This window comes from Bacillus sp. OV166, assembly GCF_900177675.1.
Lineage (GTDB): Bacteria > Bacillota > Bacilli > Bacillales > Cytobacillaceae > Neobacillus.
In genome coordinates this window covers 2,762,770-2,784,425 of sequence record NZ_FXWM01000001.1, presented here as the reverse complement: position 1 = coordinate 2,784,425, position 21,656 = coordinate 2,762,770, and the positions used below count along the sequence as shown (strand labels likewise).

Genomic DNA, 21,656 nt, shown 5'->3' with positions numbered 1-21,656 from the left:
TGATTACTCCTTTACTTTGTATCATTCTAATAACGAAAATCACTTACCAAAACAGTTTGAATATATTGAGTACAGGTAAAGTATAGTGCAACAACCTAAAAATTGTATTAATGCAATATTAAAAATGAATTAAAATACCCATAAGTAGAGGGATTAGGGTTCCTAAAGTCGAACCAGTAGATTGATAGAAAAAGAAGGATGTGATTGGATATGTCCTGGCTTGTATTTGCTCTACTATCAGCTATATCAGCTGCATTGGTGTCCGTATTTGGAAAATTAGGTTTACAAAATATTGATGCCAACACTGCGACGGCCATTAGGGCCATCATAATGGCAATCTTTTTAATGGGAGTGGTCATTTTCGAGGGGAATTTAGGTAAAATCCCGGGAATTATCGGGGAAAAGAGAACTTTACTCTTCATAGTATTGAGTGGTGTGGCAGGTGCAACGTCTTGGTTGTTTTATTTTATGGCCTTAAAAGTGGGCAAGGTGTCTCAAGTAGCAACTGTTGATAAGTTGAGCGTTGTCATTGCTACACTGTTAGCTATTTTCTTTTTCGGGGAAAAGCTCAGTTTGGTAAATGGAATTGGCGTAGCGCTTATTGCTCTCGGCGTGATCATGACCGCATGGTATTAGTTTGTCAACTTAGTACTAAAAAGAGGATTCCTTATAGTAGGATTTTCGGTGACTGAAAAAAAAAGGTTGCAGTAGCAACCTAATCTTCTTAATCTAATAGTGTCATAATTCATGATGAATATGACATTATGCGTATTTTATTCCAGCAAGCATAATATTATTTTTATCCTGTGACCCGCAAGGTGTTACTGCATAAGTCATTTCACAAATTGGGCAATTCATAATAACCGTTTCTAATGTAAAGGTTTCTCCACACTCACAGCTAATCTCGTGCGCAAAAGTTGGTGCAAAGTTTTCTTTCCCTTTACTTTTAACATGATCAACTAGGTCTTTTCCATCTTTTAAATTCGTTGTACAATCGCAGCTCATTAAATAACCCCCAAGGATTTTATCAGTTAAATTAACAATAGCATAGAAACATATCAATCCATGGGTCTAAAAGTAAACATATTATGAACCTATCCAATTTACCCTTCTATGTAACGCTCTTTCATTTACCGGGGATGCTCATTTTTTCGTTACTTTGTCAATGTAACCCTCTTTCATTTACCGCGGCTATTCATTTTTTCCTTACTCGGTCAATGTAACCCTCTTTCATTTACCGCGGCTATTCATTTTTTCCTTACTCGGTCAAGGTAACCCTCTTTCATTTACCGCGGCTATTCATTTTTTCCTTACTCGGTCAATGTACCCCTCTTTCATTTACCGCGGCTATTCATTTTTTCCTTACTTGGTCAATGTAACCCTCTTTCATTTACCGCCGATGCTCATTTACTCACACACCTAAAAAAAAGAAAATGCAATCCTTCTTAAATAGAAGCATCGCACCTTATGATAGCTATCATCCATCGTAGTGTTCTCTTTCTCTCTCTTCTTCCTCAAACATTTCGTCATTATCCTTGATTGGGTTGCTCTTGAGCAAATCCTGTGATTTGTGAGAATCGTTTTTTTGCGAGAGAATTTCTTGTTCATTGGTATTTCCGTTCAGTTCCTCAGAAAATTCAGTCAAAAAACTTGGTTGATTTTTCATAATAGGTTTTCCTTTTCTTGTCGTATTTTGTACTTTGGACCTAGTGCTAAATCTAATCACATAATAAATCAATGAATATAAGACAACCATTACGATCCCTGCTACCAAACCAACTCCCTGCCCTGGAATAAACGGCATACACATAAGGACTATGATCATGCTTATTAACACAATCCAAGAAATGTACGGATAACCGCGCATTTGACAAATTCCTTCTGGGGGATAGCCTTTCCTTTTGCGAAAGCGGATAGGACTGGCCATTTTGACAACATAGGTAAATATTAAAGCGAAGCCGCCCGTGGTAATTAAAACCAAGTAAACTCTCGGAAACAAGAGCCCAAAACCTAATCCTACAAACATCGCAAATCCAGAAAATAAAATCCCTCGATAAGGTACGTGCTGATCATCCTGAAGCCATTTCGGCGCATGCCCTTCATCTCTTAGTGACCTGATCATTCGCCCTAGACCAAATATGCATGACAGCATGGCAGAAAGAATGGCCGAAATTAACACTATATTTATGGCCCGCCAAGCCCAACCGATTCCCCATCTCTCAAGCGGGCCACCATCGGACTCACGCTTTCATTTAATGATGCTGTTGGGATGAATGGCAGTAGGACCGCAGCATAGAGAATATACAATCCAACCAATGAAAACATCGTATAACGAATGGCTTTTGGAATCGTATCTCGCGGATTCTCTGCTTCCGTCGCGGCTAATCCAATGATTTCAAAACCTGCATAGGCAAAAATCACGAGGAGCATGCTTCCGGCAATCCCCTTTATTCCTCCTGGCATGATTGGATCTGTCCTCAACTCTCCAGCACCAACCGGCGGGGACCCTGGAAGTACTCCGAAAATTAGTACTAATGCCGTAAGGATGAAAAAAATAATCGCAAATATTTTCACCCCAGAAAGACCACTTGTGAGCTTACCAATCTTATCAGCCCCTAGAAGGTTCAGCAGCGTAACACCGATGATAATCGCACTTCCTAGCAAACCTATTGATACATTGGGAACCCATTTCCTAATTAGGATGGATATAGCTGTCGCTTCGCTAGACATGGATAAAACGGTTCCTGTCCAATACAGCCATCCAACAACGAACCCAGTCCCCTCTCCAAGTTCTCGTGATGCAAAATTACTAAAGGAACCTGTTGTAGGATTAGCTACAGTCATCTCTGACAAGGCGTATAGAATTAAATATACCAATCCACCTGCTAAAATATAGGAAATTAAAATTGAGGGCCCTGCTGCATGAATGGCGGCCGATGAACCTAGAAAAAAGGACCCGCCAATTACACTTCCTAAGGCCATCATGGTGAGCTGCCATGCGGACAGTCCTTTGCGGTTCTTCCCCATTAATCTTTTTCTCCCCTACCATTTATTTTATAAACTGAGGTTTACTGTTATTATTTACTCAGCTTTACAAAAAGATTCTGACAGGGAAAAACGCCGGACTTGCATGGTCTCCCAGTTTGCCATATACGAAAGACAAATTTTCTAAATTGATCATGATTGTTAAAAAAAAGCTTTGATACATGGTATCCTTTACTTAAATATCAATGATTTGGTTATAAAAAAAGTTCAAAAGAAAGTTGGTGAATATTGATGAAGGTATATACTAATTTGGATAATGTGAAGAGCTACAAATCGTTTAAGGACATGCGAAAATGGCAGAGTGAACGAAGGAAGAAAGTGAAGGATTTATCGGTTAATATTGAACAGTGTCCTTCTAAAAAAGTGAGAGAATTAAATGAAAACAGAAGCCAGACTTCTTATACTTGGATTGGACATTCCACCTTTTTGATTCAAATGAATGGGATGAATATTCTAACTGACCCTGTTTGGGCCAAGCGGATGGGACTAGAAAAAAGATTAACGGAGCCGGGCCTCTCGTTAGCAGATCTGCCAGAGATTGATGTGGTTGTAATTTCTCACGGCCATTACGATCATTTGGACTTCCCCACTTTAAAAAAATTAACAGGGAATCCCCAATTCTTTGTTCCAGCGGGTATGAAGTCCCTTTTTAACAAAAAAGGCTACCAGAAGGTAATTGAAATGAATTGGTGGGAGAGGGCCGAACATGGGGGAGTAACTATTCATTTCGTTCCTGCTAAACATTGGACAAGAAGGTCGCTGAAGGATATGAATACATCTCATTGGGGGGGCTGGATTTTTCAAACCCGAGAAGAAACGCTTTATTTTGTTGGCGATACCGGCTATTTTAGTGGTTTTAAACAAATAGCCGAACGATTTACCATTGATACGGTGTTTATGCCGATTGGTGCCTTTGAGCCAGAATGGTTCATGGCGCCAGCCCATATATCACCAGAAGACAGTGTGAAGGCATTCATTGAATTAAAGGCAAAAAACTTCGTCCCGATGCATTATGGCACTTATCGGTTAGCTGACGACACGGGGCCAGAAGCCTTGGAACGTTTAAACCGTGCGTGGGAAAAGCAGCAGCTGCGCAAGGAACAGTTAACGGTTCTTCTACTTGGGGAAACGGTATTTTAGTTATGGTCTTCTAATTTAAAATTTACCTGCTCTTTGACTCGCATAGTTCGACTTTAATTGGTCATTATATATTTGTAAGACCATTTTTAAGGGGAGTGACTTCTGTGGTGAAAAAAGGTTGGGTAACTTTTGTTTTAGCAACTACCTTAATAGGATTAACTGGTTGCGCAAATAATAAAAACAATGCATTGAATGACAATAATGCAGGCAATATGGGAGTAAACAATGTTAGAAACAATGCCATTAATGGTGTTAACGTAAGGAATGTTTCGAACCAAAATTTACGTGTTTCAGGTCGTGCCATTAGTAATGTAGAAAGCCTGAAAGAAGTTGACCAAGCCCATGTAATCATCCGAAATAATGATGCATATGTGGCCGTTCGATTAAATAATAATCTTCAAAATGGCACCCGCGCCAATAAAGGCACAACTGGGACGGGGCCAAATATGAATGCTACTTATGGGAATGGCTATAACTCCGGTACAACAGGTACCAATGGCTCTACAAATATGAATGCTACTACCGGCAATCTTGACAACACGGTTACCAATGGAACAAGAAATAATCGAGGAACTACAATAACTGGAACCCGTGTGACTACCACCAAACTTGATCAGAAAATCATCGATCAGGTCCGTGCAGCTGATCGAAATATTGACAACGTTTATATTTCTTACGATACCGATACTTTCGGCCAAATGACAAACTATTCAAATGATATTCGTACTGGAACAAACAGAAATGGCCTGTGGAACGATTTTACGAATTCTGTTAACAGGATGTTTAGATAAGAGCAAATCAGCTGCCGGATAATTTTCGGCAGCTTTTTTTTCTTTAGAATTGTTCACTCCAGTCACCGCTCACGATAAATTTCATGTTAGTTGGTTTGCTTCCTATTAGAAGGAAGTACATAGACGTGTCCTCCTTGAAACCCAAAGAAATAATTTCAATACTCCATTAATTAAACCTCTAGGTTCATACCAATTTTTCAGTTGTATCTCTATTTACCTTATTTTAACTGGAAATCAACTCCTACTTATTTTCACTTGTTATTCTTGATATAATAGAATATTCAAGGAGTGGTTGGTATGAAAATAGTAAAATATCTAATAGTTTTTGTATTCCTCATTGGCCTTGGTAGTTCTGCGTGGTTTTATTACCCGCAGTACCAAATCCACCAAATGAAAAAACACGCGGTTGCGGTGGTTAATAAGAGTTCTGACCAAGTCTCTTATCTCAATTATTATCGAAATGCTATAACTTCTCAGATTCACCATTTGGCGATTGGTGATTCTATTATACGTGGAGTCGGTGCAGGAAAGAATGAAAATTTTGTCAGTCTATTTTCTAGCAAATTGGCAGAACAAACCGCAAAACAAATTGAATTTCAAAATCAAGGGATCAATGGGATCACCAGTAGTGAATTAAATGACTTGGTTCAAGAGGGTCGATTTGATGAATCGATCAAGCAATCCGACATTGTCACGATTAATGTGGGCGGCAATGATATTCTTCGAATGGCAAACGGGCAAAATTTTCGTACCGTCATTCAAAGCTATGACCAATTGCAAACCACCTTCTCGAAAAATTTGTCTGAGATTACATCGAGAATTACCAAGCTAAATCCAAAGGTCACAATTGTATTCTTAGAATTGTATAATCCATTATCACCAGATGACCAACTGTACCCTCTGGCAGATAAAATGCTGCCAAATTGGAATGTTAATATATATGAGGTCGCTCATAAAGTCCCACGGTCGATTGTCATTGAAACAACAAAGGTCATTAACGGGGACCACCTGCAAAATCTTTCCCCTGATGGTGTTCATCCAAATCTGGCTGGATATACCGCCATTTCGGAGCAAATGATTTATCAATTTAAACATCAATTCAGAAAAAGCACCGTATAGAACCGAAGGAAGATCGGTAAAAGAACTCTTTAACAGCTTAAAAACCAACTCAAAAATACACCTTCCTCGTTTCATTTTTAGGAAAATGAATGTGAGAAGGTGTTTTTTTTGATTAAAAATAAATCGCTTAACACTATATTAGAGGTCTTCCCGAATCAGGTGAAAGATTGGGATCTCCACCACCAGTGATAATGGCGCTGTCTGGCTGAATATCATTATCCTCTAAGTTAGCTGTAAGATTTGTTTTGCTATTTTTATGATCATTTACATTATTTTGAAACTCTTGAGGTACATTCTTTTTCTCTTTATCCATGATTACACCGCCTTTTTACTTGTAGTGTTTGTAATTCAAGAATAAATATACAAAGCATGGATTTCCTAAATCCTAACTGTGACTCTCTCTTTATTTTTAAAATAAACCCATTTTTTGAAGCCGATTTCCTTAAGCCGCCGTTGAACTTGATCAAACTCGTCCCCTACTCGATGTGGATCATGGGCATCCGATCCAAACGTTACCTTCACACCATAGTGAAGTGCCAGCTCTAAAATATCATCAGACGGATACCAGCCGCCAACGTCTTTTGTTTTTCCGGATGTGTTGATTTCAATCGCGATATCATTTTCTCCAATCACCTTAATTGTATTTTCAACTGCAGCTGTCTGGATGGATGAAAAGGCAGGATAGAATCCTTTCATGGCATCAATATGGCCGAGGATTTGAAACATCCCACTTCGAGCCGATTGCTCAATAAGCGAATAGTAATTTTCTTTCGTTCTGATTTTTTCTTGTTCTGTAAGCCCATTCCAGCGCTTTTTATTAAAAATACTCACCCCGTCCACATGGTGAACCGAACCAATGATGTAATCAAATGGGTACGGCTCAAAACAGGATTGATAAATCTTCACTGACTCAGGGAAGAAATCAGATTCCACTCCAAGAAGAACCTCGATTTTATCGCTATAAGCTTGTTTCAGCTGCAGTACTTCGTTGACGTATTCGGGAAACATACTTTTTGCCATCGCGATATGGGGACGGAGCTGGTCTTCGTCACTACTAAAGTAAGGGGAATGATCGGCAATCCCGATTACACTTAGACCTCGTTCAATCGCGGCATCAATATAATCACGAATCTTACCGCGTGCATGGCCGCAACGATCATGATGTGTATGTAAATCAAATTTGGGATTTGAATTCAACTTGTCCACGTTAATCACCTCACCTATTAATATGTACATATATCAGAAAAGATTAATCAAAGTAAAAAAAAGAAAACACCTTCCACTATTTCAGATGTTAAGTGGAGGCGTTTTCTTTTTCGAAACAATTAAACATAATTCTGCTTGATTGAATTAAGAGGTGTTTCTCGTTTATTGCGTCTTCTTTTAAGCCTTTTTGTTTTTTCTTTTTCATAAAAATAATAAACAATAAAGTAAGAACTAAAGCTTAGAATCATCCCAAAAATGGTCATACCTATTAAAGTATGGAAGCCTCCATGAAGGATACTTATTAGACTATGAAGATCACCATGGATTAACTTTTGAAAAGAAAATGATGACTTGTGACCTATATTTACTTTCATCGGAAAAATCAATTTCCCAATTTTTTTTGCAAAAGGTAACAGAAGTACTGGAAGAAGGGTTAGTTTCCCGATGACATTACCAATAATGGATGCAGGTAATGAACCTTTCGCTAAACGGACGATTGGTACAAATAATATATAAATAAGCGAACCTGTTGAAAGAACCAACATTTCCAAACCAAGGCCCAGCGCAAATCCTAAGGATACTTTTCTAGCTCCACCAGGAGACCGTAGAAGTTTAGTAATATTAAACTTAAAAGCACGTCCAAATCGCTGCAAAAAATTATACTTTTTTGGTTTTATGCTCATGATGGGTATCTCCTTACTACATTAGATAAGTTTATTATACTCTATATGAGCCCTAACTACTATTCTAAGAAATCAATTAATTGAATAAAAATAGAGCTGATTCCATCTTGGAACCAGCTCTGCATTATATGGGATTTCACTGCTTAGGCTTTAACTTCATTATTTAAATGAACCCATTCTTGAGACAGGATTTCTTTGACAGAATCCCTTCTAGTTTTTCCACGAGAATATGCCTGTTCTCTTATATACACTGGCAATTGAATAAGTGATTTTAATTCGGCATAGGTACCATTTGGTTCAATTTCAATATCCACGATATTATAGCTCCATTCTATTTCCGCTGGGATATGAATGGCATTTAGACCAAGCTCAATCGCCGGCTTGATGTCTGTTTTGAGTGAATTTCCGATCAGCCAAGTCTTCTTTTTGTCTGCGTTTATATTGTTTAAAACCTGTTGCAATGCTTCTGTGGTTTTATGTTCAAAGATAAAGATTCTTTCTTCAAAGTAATCCGTTAAGCGCAATTGGGAAATTTTCCTATTTTGATTCTCTTCATCGCCTCCAGTAAATAAATATAGTTGATGCTGCTCTGCTTGTAAGGTATCCAAGATTTCATACATATAAGGAAAAGGTTTCACCTTTCTTTGAAAAACACTTTGACCAATTTTTTCTACTCGATTTAGTTCAGACGCTTTCATTTTTCTCCCCGTTTTTTCGCAAAAATACCGATAGGTTGTCACTAGGGATTGCGTATATAAGGAAGAATGCAAGCCATTATTTTCAACAGATTTTATATCAATTTCAGATTGTTTTTGGAGAATTTCCTGCTTTGGTACGGATTTAAACCATTTCTTCATCACATTTGCAAAGCTGTTTCTAGATTCTACAAAGTATTTATTACAGTGAATCAAGGTGTCATCTAAATCCAATATTAAGGTTTGTTGATTCATGAACCAATCCCCCCTTAAATAGTGGTGTAACATAAGTATATGGGTTAACTTCATTTTCATGATAAAATGAACCTTTCCCATCAAAAGTTAGTGCATAAGTATTAGCGGACAATGTAAAAGCACAAATAAACTTTTCAATATAATAAGTGACACTGACAAAAGCCAGTGTCTCGATAGACCCTAATTAAGATTTATATAGTATAATAAGGAAATTATAGCAAACAGGAGAAGAGAACATTGGAAAAACAAAATAGCAAGTATAGATGGGTCGTTTTTGTATCAATTTTATTAACGTATTTATTAATTGTTAGTCAACGAACAGCTCCAGGTTTAATTTCCGATCAATTGATGAAGGATTTCAACATTACAGCCTCTACGATTGGATTACTGACAAGTATTCAATTTTTTGCCTATGCTGGTCTGCAAATTCCTATTGGGATCTTGTCTGATCGGTTTGGCCCCAACTTTTTTCTAGTGATTGGGGCGCTTCTTACTGGAATAGGTACATTAATTTATAGTCTAGCCACGAATGAACTAGTGCTTCTTTTGGCTAGATTATTGGTAGGTACGGGTGATTCAGCTATTTGGGTTAATTTAGTGTTGATCCTAAATCAATGGTTTAAAGTGAGGGAGTTTGTTGGATTACTGGGCATAGCTGGAATGGCAGGGAGTTTTGGCTTTTTACTAGCGACCGTCCCCTTTTCTGCATGGATTACACGATCAGGCTGGCGCCCCCCATTTTTTACATCGGGAATTATGGTAGTTCTCTGTGGAGTGCTTCTCTACTATGTCCTAGTAAAAAAACCAAAGACTTTTGAATGGAACGATACCCTACCTAAAAAACAGAAAAAGCCGCGTGAAAAAACGCTGATTTTGTTACGTCGTATTTTTTCTACCCGCCAAGCATGGGCCACGTTCTTCTGTCACTTTGGTACTGTTGGAACGTATGTAGGATTTATTGGTTCGTGGGCTGTCCCCTATGGGATGCATGTTTATGGATTGTCTCGTTCAGATGCGAGTCAACTGATTATGGTAGGACTTTTCGGGGCAATTATTGGTGCTCCATTAACTAGCTGGATTTCCAGCCGCTTAGACTCGATTAAACGTCCGTATGTTATTGTTCACTGCATTGTGTTTTTATGCTGGGCGTCTTTCCTTTTCATGAATGGAAAGCCGCCAGTCTTAATGCTTACGATTATTTTCTTTCTTATTGGATACGGAAATGGAGCAAGTGCTTTAACGTTTGCGATTGTTAGAAAATCCTTCGATATCAAAGAAGTCGGGGTTGTTTCTGGCTTTGCTAATATGGGCGGTTTTTTAAGTGCTGTTCTTTTGCCAAGTATTTTTGGGAAAGTGTTAGACCATTTCCACGCATCTGCAAGTAGTGTTGGATACCAATATGGTTTTATTATTCCTGTCATATTTGCCTCTCTTGGGTTAGTGGGTGGATTGATTATCGTGGAGAAGCGACAAGAAGTTTTGCAAAGTCAGGTAAATTAATTTTCTTAATTAAACAAAAAACTAGGGAACTCATAAGGAGCTTCCTAGTTTTTTTCTGTTATTATTCGATTTTGTAATCCATGACCCACTCCGTGTTTGGCAGGTAGTTTATCAGGAAACGGCGTCCTTCCACATTTTTTTCGATTGGATATTGTGGATTTGGAGATATATTTAAGCGTTTATTATGGATTATTACAGTAATAGTCCCTTGGATTTCACCCTTGGAAGGTTTCTCATAAACAATTTTTGAAGGAATCCCTTCTAATATTGTGTAATTCTTTTTTATGTAAGCCGGTGAATCTGCCCAATACGCAGAAGCGCTGAACAAGGCTAGAGCTCCAAGTCCCAGAATCCCGAAGCGATAGATCCACATGACCGATGAACCGATATAAGGTAATTCTTGTACCCTGGTGAATCCCTTCCAGACATTTTTTACTTTTAAACTAATTAATATGAATGATAAACCTGCACCAGTTAAGCCAATCGCACAGAATGGGAAGATATTTGTATACATGCCAAGTGGGACTAATAAGAGGAAGGTAATACCCAGTCCTAAAATAAATGGTGTTTTCATATATTACTCTCCTTTCCAGCTATATTTTCCATGTAAACTTCCCGATTATTATGTGTAATTTTCCCCAAAATTACTTCACTCTAATGCACTAGTTTAGATTAAATTTCCACACCATGATAAAATAGTTTAAGAGCGGAATTACATAAATATCGTGTTTCCTTGCTTCAAGGTTGCTAATATTCAACTAATTTATAGAGATAGAAGGGTTCTGTTTGATCAAATTTGCAAATGACGACAAAAGGATTCGATTTTGTGTCTCATTGTTAATCGCTTTAATAGGAGGAATTACGTTCGTTGCACTACATACACCTATTCCATGGCTGCTAGGACCGATGGCAGCTGTTTTAATTGGCTCAAGGTTTAGAAAAGTTCAATTTTACTGGCCTAGTTCCATTCGCGACATAGGTTTAGTGATTGTCGGATATTCGGTTGGCCTCTCGTTCACAAAAGATGCACTTTTGGAAATAATGGCCAAACTGCCTTCCATGTTGCTGATGACAGTATTACTTGTTTGTTTTTGTGCTGGAATTGCTTTTGTTGTTTCTAAGTTAACTGGTGTAGATTATCCAACCGTGTTGATTGGAAGTATTCCGGGCGGGCTATCACAAATGATTATTTTCGCCGAAGAATTGAAAGGAATTAACATTACTACGGTGACCTTTCTTCAGGTAGCTAGATTAATAATGATTATTTTCTTTGTTCCTTTTCTTATATTAGGTCCGCTTTTTAAAAATACGACAAACACAACTTCGGACTTGTTTAATAGTGGTACAGTCTCCCCTATCCCACTTTTTCCAACCATCATTTGGTTTGTTGTTATTTGTGTGGTTTGTGCATTTCTAGCTCGGAAATTCAAATTTCCTACTCCCTATTTGTTAGGTCCAATTTTAGGAACAGCGGTCATCCATTTATCTGGCTTGCATGGTCCGGCGTTACCAGCTTCGATTCTTGATGTATCTCAATTTATGATTGGCGGGTACATTGGTTTGCTATTAAAGCCTGAAAAACTGGAGCACAAAACAAAAATTATTACACTTGCGTTCCTTAGTGGAATGGTAATGATTTTGGTCTCCAGCGGGCTAAGTTTATTACTTGTTGCTTACTACCCTATCAACCATTCAACCAGTTTTTTAGCTTTGGCTCCTGGAGGAATGGATCAAATGGGAATTCTCGCTCATGAGGTCCATGCCGATTTATCGATGGTGACCGGCTATCAACTTTTTCGACTCTTTTTTATTTACTTTGCCGTTCCACCGCTTCTAAGATGGATTTTTAAAGTCGGGATGAGAAAAACAGCAAAGACCCCTTAGGTCCCATGTTCCAAATATTTGTATTTTATTACTTGCAGATGTGTAAACTATGGGAAAAACGGAGATTAGAAAATGGAGAAGAAAATAGCAATCATAACGGATATTCATGGTAATTATTCGGCATTAAGAGCAGTTTTGAATGAGATTGACAAGGACGAAAAGACTGAGCATATCTATTGTTTGGGAGATTTGATCGGGATTGGGTATGAAACAAATGAGGTTCTTGAGCTCCTAAGTTCACGTGCTGATATTTCGTTTGTAATGGGAAACCACGATGAAGCTATTTTGGATATTATTGCAGGTAGAGAGCCTTATAGCAGGGGTAGTGAAAAGGTACATCATCAATGGATTGCAGCCCATCTAGACCATAAGTTTATTCCGTTTTTAACCGAGATTCCTGTCACATTAGAATCGATTTACAATGGTAAAAGATTGTTTTTTGTTCACTACCATTTGAGTGAACAAAATAAATTTATCTCCGTGGATAAAGAGCCAACCGAGGAGAAACTTGACGCCTTTTACCAGACATCTAATGCGGATATTGTTTGTTTTGGCCATCATCACGTGATCCATCACTTTAAATCCATGGAGCGACTCTATCTCAACCCAAGCTCTTTGGGCTGTAATTATAAGCCATTGGCCACCTACGCTGTTGTGACGATTGGTGAACAGGGAGATATTTCTGTTGCTTTTAGAGAAGTGCCGTATGACAATAAAGAATTTCTGATCGGTTTTAACAGATTGAATGTACCTGATGCGGAATATATTTTAAAGATATTTTATGGCAATCAACATTTGAAATTTATGTAATTCTGTTTACCGCATCTAAGTTAACCCCGCGCAGACTTTTTTATTCGTAAAATAATAGCCCCCGATTATAATTTCCTTAAAAAATGACGATGAGCTTGGATCATTCCAAGCTTATCGTCATTTTTTTAATAAGTATTACTTTTTACGAATGGCAAATACGAGAGCCACTAATGATAACAAGGCTGCAACAACCGATAAGATGGTCGGAAGTGAATTAGTGTTATCAGAGTCTGTTTTTTTAGCTTCAACTGTTTTTGTTTCTTCTTTTTTCGTTTCTTCTATTTTAGCATTGTCGTTGTGGTCATCCGTTGATGCGCCTGCAACAATGTCAGTAATGGAATGAGGGCTATCTGCTCCTTCGTCCCCTGTCCATTCTACTATGCTGCCATCTTTATAATATTGAAAAGCATCCCAAGCTGCTTTAGTTGCCGTTTCAGGGTTTTTTCCAACAAACGTAAATTGCTGGAATTGACCTGGTAAAATTCCGTCACCTGTTGCTTCGAAAGTAAATGATTTTACTATACCTTTCGCATCTTTTTCATCGGAATATTTCCATCCAGGGACTGGCTGATAAGACTTAATTTCAACTCCAGCTGGTGCTTTTAACGTGAATTTTGTCGTGGCTATATCCTTTTCAACGGGAACTTTAACTGTATATGTTTCCCATGCACCTGTTGTCGACGTTTTCGGTACTACTGTCACATGAGCACTTGCTACACTTGAGAATAATAATAAACCTAATACTGTTGGTAAAAACACTTTAGAAATCTTTTTCAATGTACGTTTCATCCTTTTTGCTCCTCTATTTTTATTTTTTACTGCAAACAATAGTAAAATCTACCTACTTACTTTCATTCTACAAATCATTCTCATTTATTACAGCCACATCCACTTTGACCATTCATTCTTTTTTGTATTTCTATGATGACTTCTTCGAATCGAAGAACTATGCCACCAAAGCCTTTTTGAAATTGATCGGCATGTTTTAATGAATCAAAAGCTAATACTTGTGGCTGGCAGCAATTCAAATTAAAATCTGCGTCAAGTAAGAAATACGCCATTTTTGCACTAATGGTCGTATCCTGAAGGAAATCGCGACAAATGATTTGAGAAACATCTTTTTCTATGTCCTTATATCGTAATAAGCCACAATGAGGACAGCAAAGGTGCTCTACCCTTAACTCGTGGGTTATAATTTGAACTGGGTGGCGATTATTTGATTCTTTCAAGCAATATTTACATGCGCATGAAGAAATGGTAGTTTCTTGTGTTAAGCAGATTCCACCTGAAGTTTTAATGACCTTTTTGTCCTCTATTAATGGCTTTATATCTCGATAAACGGTCATTTCAGAAACTTGTAAACGATTGCTAATTTCTGTAATCGATAGGGTTCCTTCATTATTTAACCAAGTTAATAGTTGCTGTCGACGTTCAATAGGTAACAATTGTGCACCTCCTCCAAGATTTGTAGAAATTACTTTTATATAATAAGATTAGAATACCTTTAAGATATTAACAAGGTATGAATGTGAATAACTTGTGAAATTTTATCAACAAAATCACATTTTCTCACAAAACTAAAATTGGTTGAATCAAGAAATAGGTATAAAGACTAAGGAAAATAGAAGGATTTACATTCCTAACATTTCTCTTAAAATACATAGAAGGAGGTAGAGTACAATGATTAAAAGAGTGATCATCCTTTTGGTGCTCTCATCAATTTTAATAGCATTAGTATTAGTAAAAGATCATACTTCTGCTCCTGTTAACAATACAATAACTAAAAACAATGGTTCCTCTGAGTACACCACGGTAGAATACAAGATTAGTAAAATCAAAGGGAAGCAATACTACGGAAAAAGTGATGACGGAACAGATATCATCTTTTCTTCAAAGAACATCCTTTCAGGTGATAAGATACGCGTTCATGATGTGGTCATATGCTATTTTGATAAGAATAATTTAGGTAAAGGTTTAGTTAAAGTGGAGAAGAAATAGATATTACAAGATACCCCCTTGTGTGGCTTCTGCCCACTTCATTCGAGGGGTAGATTTCTTTTTTACAGAAGTACTTTTGAAAAAAAGAAGAAATTTTCTATTCATTAACTACAATTAATTACAGAAAGGAAAATTAGATTGAAGGAATTTACAGTTTGCTATACGTTTGATCATGAGATAATAACCGAAAAAATGATAAAAGAATTAGATGTTAATAAAGAAGATGTTGAACAAGAAGTAGTTGAAATGATGGAGCGTAACAAATACTTTATCGTGAAAAATGATCAAGGGAATTATATTATAAATTCCTATTTAGTTCGTTTTGTAAGAATAATTAATGAAAGGATATTAGTCAAATAAACTAGCTGTAAGCCTTGGAAGTAATCTTTTGCCTCTCTATACAAGATTACTAAAATAGTGAACTCTTCATAATTACCTTGTTAAAAGCTAATTTAAAACCGTTTCTTTCCATATTCCTGGCGGATGTGTTATTCGGTTTTGTCGTAAAAAAGCAGCTGAATGAGATAAATTTAAAAAACCTCTTACGGATTCGATTGAATCCTCCGTTGTGTTCTGGTCGCTCGAAAAACCAAGGGCAACGGTTCGTGCCCATTCATATGATTCTTCAGCTCCCACTTTTACAATTGAAACATCTTCATTTCTTACATGTCCTTGGTTTGGATTCCAATCCTCTAATTGGAGTAATCGCCCCCGAACGCATTTATGTATCTTTCATTTTTCAATAAACATACCCAATATTAATTCTACACAGTTTTTTTCTTTTGAAAAGTTACGATTATTACCCCCAGCTAAAATTGAGGTAAACAGCATTTTTCAATTTTTTTTTGTATTAGTAATTTGGTCTAAATTTAACTCATATATTTTATATGAGCATTTTTTATGTATCACATACCATAAGAAATAGGTGAGACCAAAATGTTTGCTGTTCATTTTATTGAAAAAAATAACGTTTTATTAACTCAGCTGCTTAATCGTGTTCCAACCGAAGGTGAAGAGTTAAAAATTAAAGGTCGAAAGGCAAAAGTTGCAAGTGTTAAGAATATTGATGATCTCAATATTCATGTTCAGGTTACCATAGAGGTCGTTAATAAAAATAAACTTGTTGTAGATAATTCAAAAAAGAAAAAGCGGTAAACAAGAATAAGAACGTACATGTTAGATTTTCATCTCTAATATGTGCGTTCTTTTTATTTTTGTTTTCACAACCTTGAAATATATTCACAGTTGATTTTTTATCCTCTAACAGTGTAAATTATTGGTAATTTAGCCTAAATTTAGTGGAAATATGTCCTTCAAAATATACAATGCATAAGCTATAAAGAATTAATTTTTTGCAAAGAAGGTGAATTTTAATGACTCATGGTCATGGTCAATCACAATCCTCATTTATGCCTTGGGAACAGTGGCATCAGCACAATCCACACGGTAGTTGGCAACAATGGCACCAACAACACCCTTATATGCCTTGGCAGCAGTGGCATCATCACTATCCTCATGGCACTCATCATCAGTGGCAACAACAACATCCTTGGGTACCTTGGCAGCAATGGCATCACCATCATCCTCATGGTACCTGGCAGCAATGGCATCAAATGTATCCACATAGAGAAAAGTAATAATATACAGAATTATTGTCGAGGTGAATTATTCACCTCATTTTTTTACACTTAAAAGCACCATTATATCAAGGTAATTAATACAAAAATCAGCAGACTATTAAAGTCACATTTCAAAAAAGTTATGTCTCTCTACACGGCATACTCTGAGAGAAAAATTCTTGTACCATTCTTTTTTCCCTTTATCCTGTGCTATTCTATGAGCAGAATTTTCCTTCCAGTTTTTTATAGATTCTAATGAATCCCAATATGAAACTGTAATTCCTAACTCTTCATCCCTTGCACTTTCCACACCTAAGAATCCTTTTTGCTGAGAAGCTAACTCTACCATTTTATCTGCCATTTTTCCATAACCACTGTCACCTTTAGTTCTCTGTGAAGCAAAAATCACTGCGTAGTAGGGTGGTTCAGGCGTTTGTGCAATTCTACTCATATTTCATTCCCCCAAAAAGTTTAATCCTATCATAATTTTAATACATTTTCACTTATGAAAAAAGGAGCTGATTATCTACAAATGGTAGGTAACCAACTCCTTTTATACCTTCGTCTAGTTAATTATTGATTAATTCTGTCCCATAAGAGTTATCGATGGCACAAAGCCAATCCCCTTGTGAATTTTTCTTAAATACATAGGTCGCTTTTCTATCCATAGAATATTCCGAATCCTTTTTATCAGCAGCGAGTAGTGTCTGTGAAATGACTAATGCCGTGTCTCCAGCTTCTAGTATAATCATTTCACCCTGTGTTGGTACAACACTATTATTGAAATAATTTGCAATCGCAATAAATGCTTTTTTGATTTCCTCTTTTCCGCGTGCAATCATTCCAGGCTTTACAACAAGAATGGCATCATCGGTATAGTAATTCATCAGCGTATCAAAATCTTCCTGTTTAATTGCCATATCACACTTTTTGATGACCTCTTTTAATTCGTGTTCCATCATCTATCCCTCCCAAACATAATTATAAATCCATTGTCATAAATACACTATTTGGGTCGTCCATGTAATCCGCAAAAGGCATACAAAACTGGAACCCGAAACTTGCATATAGTCTTCTTGCTGGTTCAAAAGCATCCATTGATCCTGTTTCCAAGCTCAGCCTGTGATAGCCACGCTGTTTGGCTTCTCCGATTATGTGGTTAAGAAGTTGTTTGGCAACACCTTTTCTTAAATGTGAGGAAGATGTTCGCATGGATTTGATCTCTCCATGTTGATCATCAAGTTCTTTCAAAGCCCCGCATCCAAGTAGTTCACTTCCTTCCCATGCACTCCAGAAAGTAATCTCTGGTTTTCGTAATTGATCAAGATTTAATGCATGGATACTTTCTGGGGGGGAATTCAGTCTCATACCATGAAGATGCTCCCCCACCAATTCAGCCACTTCTGCTCCCGTTAAATTATCTATTTTTATATCCATAGAAAATCCCCCTAGTTTCTATATTGGAAAATATATTAAACTATTAGCAGGAATAGTTCTAGTATATTTTTTAATATTTCCATATCCAATCAAAAAAGCTGCCAATGGCAGCTTTCTTCAACGATTGTACCCAACTTGATTTTGAACTTGACCTGACACAAGTAACCTGCTAATTTGATTCTCTAAAATGTCAAATGCGCACCCCTAGAATAAGTGTAGACTAGTTCAGCTTCTATCGGTCGCATTTTTTAATACACTATCCCTCTTTCATAAAAACTCATTTTGGGTAGAGAATCTCGTCGATAATCCCATACTCTTTTGCTTCCTCGGCACTCATGAAGTAATCTCGGTCCGTATCCTTTGCTACCTTTTCAAGCGGTTGGCCGGTCCGTTCTGAAATAATTTTATTGATATGCTCTCTTAGCTTTAAGATTCTTCGTGCAGAAATCTCGATTTCCGTTGCCTGCCCTTTGGCTCCACCTAACGGCTGATGAATCATAATTTCACTATTTGGCAGTGCGTACCGTTTTCCCTTTTTTCCAGCAAGCAGTAACATCGCCCCAAATGATGCAGCCATCCCAGTGCAGATCGTCCTGACGTCCGGCTTAATGTATTGCATCGTGTCAAAAATGGCAAAACCCGCTGTAGTCAAACCTCCTGGGCTGTTGATATAGAGCGAAATTTCTTTATCTGGTGCGTCTGCTGCTAAAAATAATAATTGGGCAACAACACTATTGGCCGTGTGTTCATTAATTTCATCACCAATGATAATAATTCGATCCTTTAACAGTCGTGAATAGATATCATAAGAACGTTCTCCACGATTAGATTGTTCAATTACATATGGAATGGTACTCATTCCGACCCCTCCTTAATAGCAATTTGGCTATGCAGCCATACAGAGAGTGCTTGAAGGAGTGAAATTTGGTTTGGAATGTAATTTACCTGTCATGATCTTAGGAACTTTATTAATACTTGTTCGTAAAGGAAGTGCTTGAATAAGGATGGTTGGATCTTGATTTTTTAATGCTTCATAAAATAGGTCCGATAGCTGCTCCCTTTCTTCTTCTTCCCAAAACAAGTCAACTGACTGAACTTGCTTCTCTTCGTTTGCTTTTTCGAGTCGCTTTTTCGCACGATGAAGATTGGACTTCACAGACATTTCTGTAGAATCTAACATCGAGGCGATTTCCTTCAGCTGATATTGAAACCCCTCTTTTAACAAAAAGATAATAGCTTGGTTTGGGGTGAAATTCTTTAGGAGTATATCAACCGATTCCCTTGTGTTATCAAGTTGATTTGTTAAAGAATGAGTGGAAAAATCGGAATCTGCCTCAACCGTTTCATTTTTTCTTTTTCGAAGCATATCAATCCAATGATTATAGGCAATCTTATTTAGCAATGCAGTGGTAAGCTTTTGCGAGTGATTGCCATATTTTAAGGCCTTAATAAAGGTTTCCTGTGCGATTTCGTCTCCATCCCATCGATTGTGGGCAAGAAAGTGACAATATCGCAGAAGTTTTGGATAATTTTCGATCCAAAAGTCATTTTCGAACCTATCTTCGTTCTGTGACCTTGCTAAGTTAGCTTCTCTAAGATTGTGTGACATGTTTTCACTCCTTTTGCACTCTCTACACTTTAAACGTTTCGAGAGGGATGAAAAGATACGGGGGAAATAAATTTTCTTTTGTTAGAGTTACTTTATGTTGTTGCTATTTAATATAAACTTGACCATTTTAGAAATCAAAAGAAAAACTTTAGAAAACGCTCCTTTTATAATTAGGCCTGATTTATAGTTCGAAGTTTTCAAATATAATTGGAGCTTCTATACATGATTATAATGTAATTAAATAGTTAACAAAAAGCTGTCGATTAACTCAACAGCTTTAGTTTATTTCTATAAACAATGTAAGAAATAATTCACACCTACTTCTTCTTTAAATCCCATTTCTTTATATTGAACATAACACTGCCTTTTGAAGCAAAGAACCTAATTTGGTCACAATCTGACTCTGGGAAAATCCGTGCTGTAAAGACTTCTTCCCCATCATTAATAAATATCTCAACAGAAGAGGTATCTACGAACATATGAATCGAAATCTTATTGCTATTAAGGTGACATGCTCTTTTTGTCCCGTAAGAAATCCCAACCTCCTCACCAGAATAACTGCGATCCAAAATCACCTTTTGTTCGGCAAGATGATATTTAATTACGGTTTTTTTCGTATCATTCGCCCGAAACTCGATTCCACATTCTTCTGCAAAAATATCAGACATTTCACAATACAATTCAAAGGTTGTACCATTCATACCTGGGAAGCTTTTCACATCATTCTCAATAAAGTCCGTAATTTTTTGTTCAACTTTTCGAAGCAGTTTCATTTCTTCTATTGGCTGTTGGATTAATTTATCATTTTTCACCTTTAGTTCGCGAGGAATTGTTAAACAATGAGCCCAGCCGTTAGGATCCGTTGGATATTCTATTTCCGGTAATCCCATCCAGCCAATGAGAATTCTTCTCCCATCCGGTCCAAGTGTCGTTTGCGGGGCATAAAAATCAAAGCCGCGGTCAAGCTCACGAAAATCACCGTGGCCGAAATTTCTATTCGGCAGGTCTAGCTTCTTTCCCAGAATATACCCTGATTGATAAATGTTATGGAAATCATCGCCATGGGGTTCGAGCCCTTGAGGAGAAAATACAAAAATGCCTTGATGGGCGAGTTCAAAATAATCCGGGCATTCCCACATATAACCAAAATTCTCTAGCTCCGTTGCTAATTCTCCTTCAAAGTTCCATTGTTTTAAATTGGACGAACGATAAAGGACAGCAGTACCGGTTAAATTATCACGTTGTGCACCAATAACTGTATAATATTGGCCATCCTCAGACTTCCACACCTTTGGATCACGAAAATGGTCTGTATAACCACTTGGTACAGTTGAGATTACTGGCAGGTTCTCTTTTTCAATATCTCCTTGTTCATTCATAACAGCCAAACATTGATATGGATGCCTTTGCCAATTTACATCGCGTGTATTCCCTGTATACAGCAAAAATAAATTTCCATCCTGTTCAATTGCACTGCCTGAATATGCTCCATGGCTATCGAAAAAATCCCCCGGTGCAATGCCTATTCCTTCGTCTTCCCAATGCACTAGATCCTTTGATTTCACATGGTACCAATATTTCAACCCATGGACAGGTCCTAATGGAAACCATTGATAAAATAAATGATAGTAACCATTATAAAAAGCAAAGCCATTTGGATCATTTAGTAAACCTGTATTAGGCTGTATATGAAACGATTGCCTCCAAGGGCAAGCATTTACCTTTTTCATTAATTCCTGCATTGCTTCAGGGCTTTCATCTTCAATTCGGCGGTATCTTTTCTCTTTAGTCCACTCCATAATGTTTCTACTCCTTAAATAAATGGAAGAGAATCATTAATGATTCCCTTTCCGATTTTATAAATA

General features: G+C 37.2%; 27 protein-coding genes. 10 read left to right on the top strand and 17 right to left on the bottom strand.

All coding sequences use genetic code 11. The features are described 5' to 3' along the window. Positions 1-210 precede the first annotated feature (210 nt). Positions 211-636: an EamA family transporter gene (locus CCK98_RS13385; RefSeq protein WP_088087047.1), complete on the top strand. Its 426-nt coding sequence runs from the start codon at positions 211-213 to the stop codon at positions 634-636. 126 nt (positions 637-762) lie between these two features. On the opposite strand, the gene CCK98_RS13380 is transcribed toward CCK98_RS13385, so the two are convergent. From CCK98_RS13380 to CCK98_RS36260, 3 genes are all read right to left on the bottom strand, one after another. Further along, a complete protein-coding gene (locus CCK98_RS13380; protein WP_088087046.1) occupies positions 763-1,005 on the bottom strand; it encodes a hypothetical protein in 243 nt (80 codons plus the stop codon). A gap of 472 nt (positions 1,006-1,477) precedes the next feature. Then, a complete protein-coding gene (locus CCK98_RS36265; protein ID WP_256942340.1) occupies positions 1,478-2,179 on the bottom strand; it encodes a hypothetical protein in 702 nt (233 codons plus the stop codon). A gap of 5 nt (positions 2,180-2,184) precedes the next feature. Further along, entirely contained in the window at positions 2,185-3,027 is an 843-nt protein-coding gene (locus tag CCK98_RS36260) for an amino acid permease (RefSeq protein WP_256942339.1), read from the bottom strand. Between the two features lie 246 nt (positions 3,028-3,273). Between CCK98_RS36260 and CCK98_RS13370 the strand changes: the two genes are divergently transcribed. The 3 genes from CCK98_RS13370 to CCK98_RS13360 all read left to right on the top strand — a co-directional run bounded on the left by CCK98_RS13370 (position 3,274) and on the right by CCK98_RS13360 (position 6,095). Beyond that, positions 3,274-4,185: an MBL fold metallo-hydrolase gene (locus CCK98_RS13370; RefSeq protein WP_088087045.1), complete on the top strand. Its 912-nt coding sequence runs from the start codon at positions 3,274-3,276 to the stop codon at positions 4,183-4,185. Positions 4,186-4,280: 95 nt separating this feature from the next. After that, positions 4,281-4,976 carry a YhcN/YlaJ family sporulation lipoprotein gene (locus CCK98_RS13365; RefSeq protein WP_142292151.1) on the top strand — a complete coding sequence of 232 codons (696 nt, stop codon included), beginning with the start codon at positions 4,281-4,283 and terminating at the stop codon, positions 4,974-4,976. A gap of 297 nt (positions 4,977-5,273) precedes the next feature. Continuing rightward, on the top strand, positions 5,274-6,095 hold the full coding sequence (locus CCK98_RS13360; protein WP_088087043.1) for a GDSL-type esterase/lipase family protein: 822 nt from the start codon (positions 5,274-5,276) through the stop codon (positions 6,093-6,095). Positions 6,096-6,228: 133 nt separating this feature from the next. Here the strand turns inward: CCK98_RS13360 and CCK98_RS13355 are convergent, their stop codons facing one another. From CCK98_RS13355 to CCK98_RS13340, 4 genes are all read right to left on the bottom strand, one after another. Continuing rightward, complete coding sequence (locus tag CCK98_RS13355; protein ID WP_088087042.1) at positions 6,229-6,408, bottom strand: hypothetical protein; 180 nt, start codon at positions 6,406-6,408, stop codon at positions 6,229-6,231. A 65-nt stretch (positions 6,409-6,473) separates the two neighbouring features. Beyond that, positions 6,474-7,292: a histidinol-phosphatase gene (locus CCK98_RS13350; RefSeq protein WP_256942552.1), complete on the bottom strand. Its 819-nt coding sequence runs from the start codon at positions 7,290-7,292 to the stop codon at positions 6,474-6,476. Positions 7,293-7,420: 128 nt separating this feature from the next. Continuing rightward, positions 7,421-7,984 carry a DUF2062 domain-containing protein gene (locus tag CCK98_RS13345; protein ID WP_088087040.1) on the bottom strand — a complete coding sequence of 188 codons (564 nt, stop codon included), beginning with the start codon at positions 7,982-7,984 and terminating at the stop codon, positions 7,421-7,423. Between the two features lie 143 nt (positions 7,985-8,127). Further along, positions 8,128-8,934: an HAD family hydrolase gene (locus CCK98_RS13340; protein WP_088087039.1), complete on the bottom strand. Its 807-nt coding sequence runs from the start codon at positions 8,932-8,934 to the stop codon at positions 8,128-8,130. A gap of 237 nt (positions 8,935-9,171) precedes the next feature. On the opposite strand from CCK98_RS13340, the gene CCK98_RS13335 reads away from it, so the two are divergent. Next, on the top strand, positions 9,172-10,434 hold the full coding sequence (locus tag CCK98_RS13335) for a nitrate/nitrite transporter (protein ID WP_088087038.1): 1,263 nt from the start codon (positions 9,172-9,174) through the stop codon (positions 10,432-10,434). A 61-nt stretch (positions 10,435-10,495) separates the two neighbouring features. Here CCK98_RS13335 and CCK98_RS13330 read toward each other — a convergent pair whose 3' ends face one another. Next, complete coding sequence (locus tag CCK98_RS13330; RefSeq protein ID WP_088087037.1) at positions 10,496-11,008, bottom strand: hypothetical protein; 513 nt, start codon at positions 11,006-11,008, stop codon at positions 10,496-10,498. Between the two features lie 212 nt (positions 11,009-11,220). On the opposite strand from CCK98_RS13330, the gene CCK98_RS13325 reads away from it, so the two are divergent. Beyond that, positions 11,221-12,318, top strand: a complete 1,098-nt coding sequence (locus tag CCK98_RS13325) for an AbrB family transcriptional regulator (RefSeq protein WP_256942338.1) — start codon at positions 11,221-11,223, stop codon at positions 12,316-12,318. Positions 12,319-12,390: 72 nt separating this feature from the next. After that, positions 12,391-13,128 (top strand): metallophosphoesterase, encoded by a 738-nt coding sequence (locus CCK98_RS13320; RefSeq protein WP_088087036.1) that lies wholly within the window; start codon positions 12,391-12,393, stop codon positions 13,126-13,128. 135 nt (positions 13,129-13,263) lie between these two features. Here CCK98_RS13320 and CCK98_RS13315 read toward each other — a convergent pair whose 3' ends face one another. Together CCK98_RS13315 and CCK98_RS13310 are read right to left on the bottom strand one after the other, a co-directional pair. Beyond that, positions 13,264-13,917, bottom strand: coding sequence for a YcnI family protein (locus CCK98_RS13315; protein WP_088087035.1), 654 nt, complete (start codon positions 13,915-13,917; stop codon positions 13,264-13,266). An 80-nt stretch (positions 13,918-13,997) separates the two neighbouring features. Continuing rightward, positions 13,998-14,573, bottom strand: coding sequence for a DeoR family transcriptional regulator (locus CCK98_RS13310; RefSeq protein WP_088087034.1), 576 nt, complete (start codon positions 14,571-14,573; stop codon positions 13,998-14,000). Positions 14,574-14,808: 235 nt separating this feature from the next. Here CCK98_RS13310 and CCK98_RS13305 point away from each other — a divergent pair, with 235 nt between their 5' ends. The 3 genes from CCK98_RS13305 to CCK98_RS13290 all read left to right on the top strand — a co-directional run bounded on the left by CCK98_RS13305 (position 14,809) and on the right by CCK98_RS13290 (position 16,281). Continuing rightward, positions 14,809-15,126 carry a hypothetical protein gene (locus CCK98_RS13305; protein WP_088087033.1) on the top strand — a complete coding sequence of 106 codons (318 nt, stop codon included), beginning with the start codon at positions 14,809-14,811 and terminating at the stop codon, positions 15,124-15,126. A 138-nt stretch (positions 15,127-15,264) separates the two neighbouring features. Further along, entirely contained in the window at positions 15,265-15,486 is a 222-nt protein-coding gene (locus CCK98_RS13300) for a hypothetical protein (RefSeq protein ID WP_088087032.1), read from the top strand. Positions 15,487-16,062: 576 nt separating this feature from the next. Then, positions 16,063-16,281: a hypothetical protein gene (locus CCK98_RS13290; protein ID WP_088087030.1), complete on the top strand. Its 219-nt coding sequence runs from the start codon at positions 16,063-16,065 to the stop codon at positions 16,279-16,281. A 252-nt stretch (positions 16,282-16,533) separates the two neighbouring features. Here CCK98_RS13290 and CCK98_RS13285 read toward each other — a convergent pair whose 3' ends face one another. The 7 genes from CCK98_RS13285 to CCK98_RS13255 all read right to left on the bottom strand — a co-directional run bounded on the left by CCK98_RS13285 (position 16,534) and on the right by CCK98_RS13255 (position 21,590). Next, a complete protein-coding gene (locus CCK98_RS13285; RefSeq protein WP_088087029.1) occupies positions 16,534-16,749 on the bottom strand; it encodes a hypothetical protein in 216 nt (71 codons plus the stop codon). Between the two features lie 120 nt (positions 16,750-16,869). After that, positions 16,870-17,196 carry an antibiotic biosynthesis monooxygenase gene (locus tag CCK98_RS13280; RefSeq protein WP_088087028.1) on the bottom strand — a complete coding sequence of 109 codons (327 nt, stop codon included), beginning with the start codon at positions 17,194-17,196 and terminating at the stop codon, positions 16,870-16,872. A gap of 118 nt (positions 17,197-17,314) precedes the next feature. After that, positions 17,315-17,704 (bottom strand): DUF4440 domain-containing protein, encoded by a 390-nt coding sequence (locus CCK98_RS13275; protein ID WP_088087027.1) that lies wholly within the window; start codon positions 17,702-17,704, stop codon positions 17,315-17,317. Between the two features lie 22 nt (positions 17,705-17,726). Further along, the gene (locus CCK98_RS13270) at positions 17,727-18,182 is read right to left on the bottom strand and encodes a GNAT family N-acetyltransferase (RefSeq protein WP_088087026.1); all 456 of its coding nucleotides are present in this window, start codon (positions 18,180-18,182) and stop codon (positions 17,727-17,729) included. Between the two features lie 277 nt (positions 18,183-18,459). Continuing rightward, positions 18,460-19,041: an ATP-dependent Clp endopeptidase proteolytic subunit ClpP gene (clpP, locus tag CCK98_RS13265; RefSeq protein ID WP_088087025.1), complete on the bottom strand. Its 582-nt coding sequence runs from the start codon at positions 19,039-19,041 to the stop codon at positions 18,460-18,462. A gap of 27 nt (positions 19,042-19,068) precedes the next feature. Then, entirely contained in the window at positions 19,069-19,791 is a 723-nt protein-coding gene (locus CCK98_RS13260; protein ID WP_088087024.1) for a sigma-70 family RNA polymerase sigma factor, read from the bottom strand. A 317-nt stretch (positions 19,792-20,108) separates the two neighbouring features. Beyond that, positions 20,109-21,590, bottom strand: coding sequence for a sucrose-6-phosphate hydrolase (locus CCK98_RS13255; RefSeq protein ID WP_088087023.1), 1,482 nt, complete (start codon positions 21,588-21,590; stop codon positions 20,109-20,111). Between the last annotated feature and the right edge of the window lie 66 nt (positions 21,591-21,656).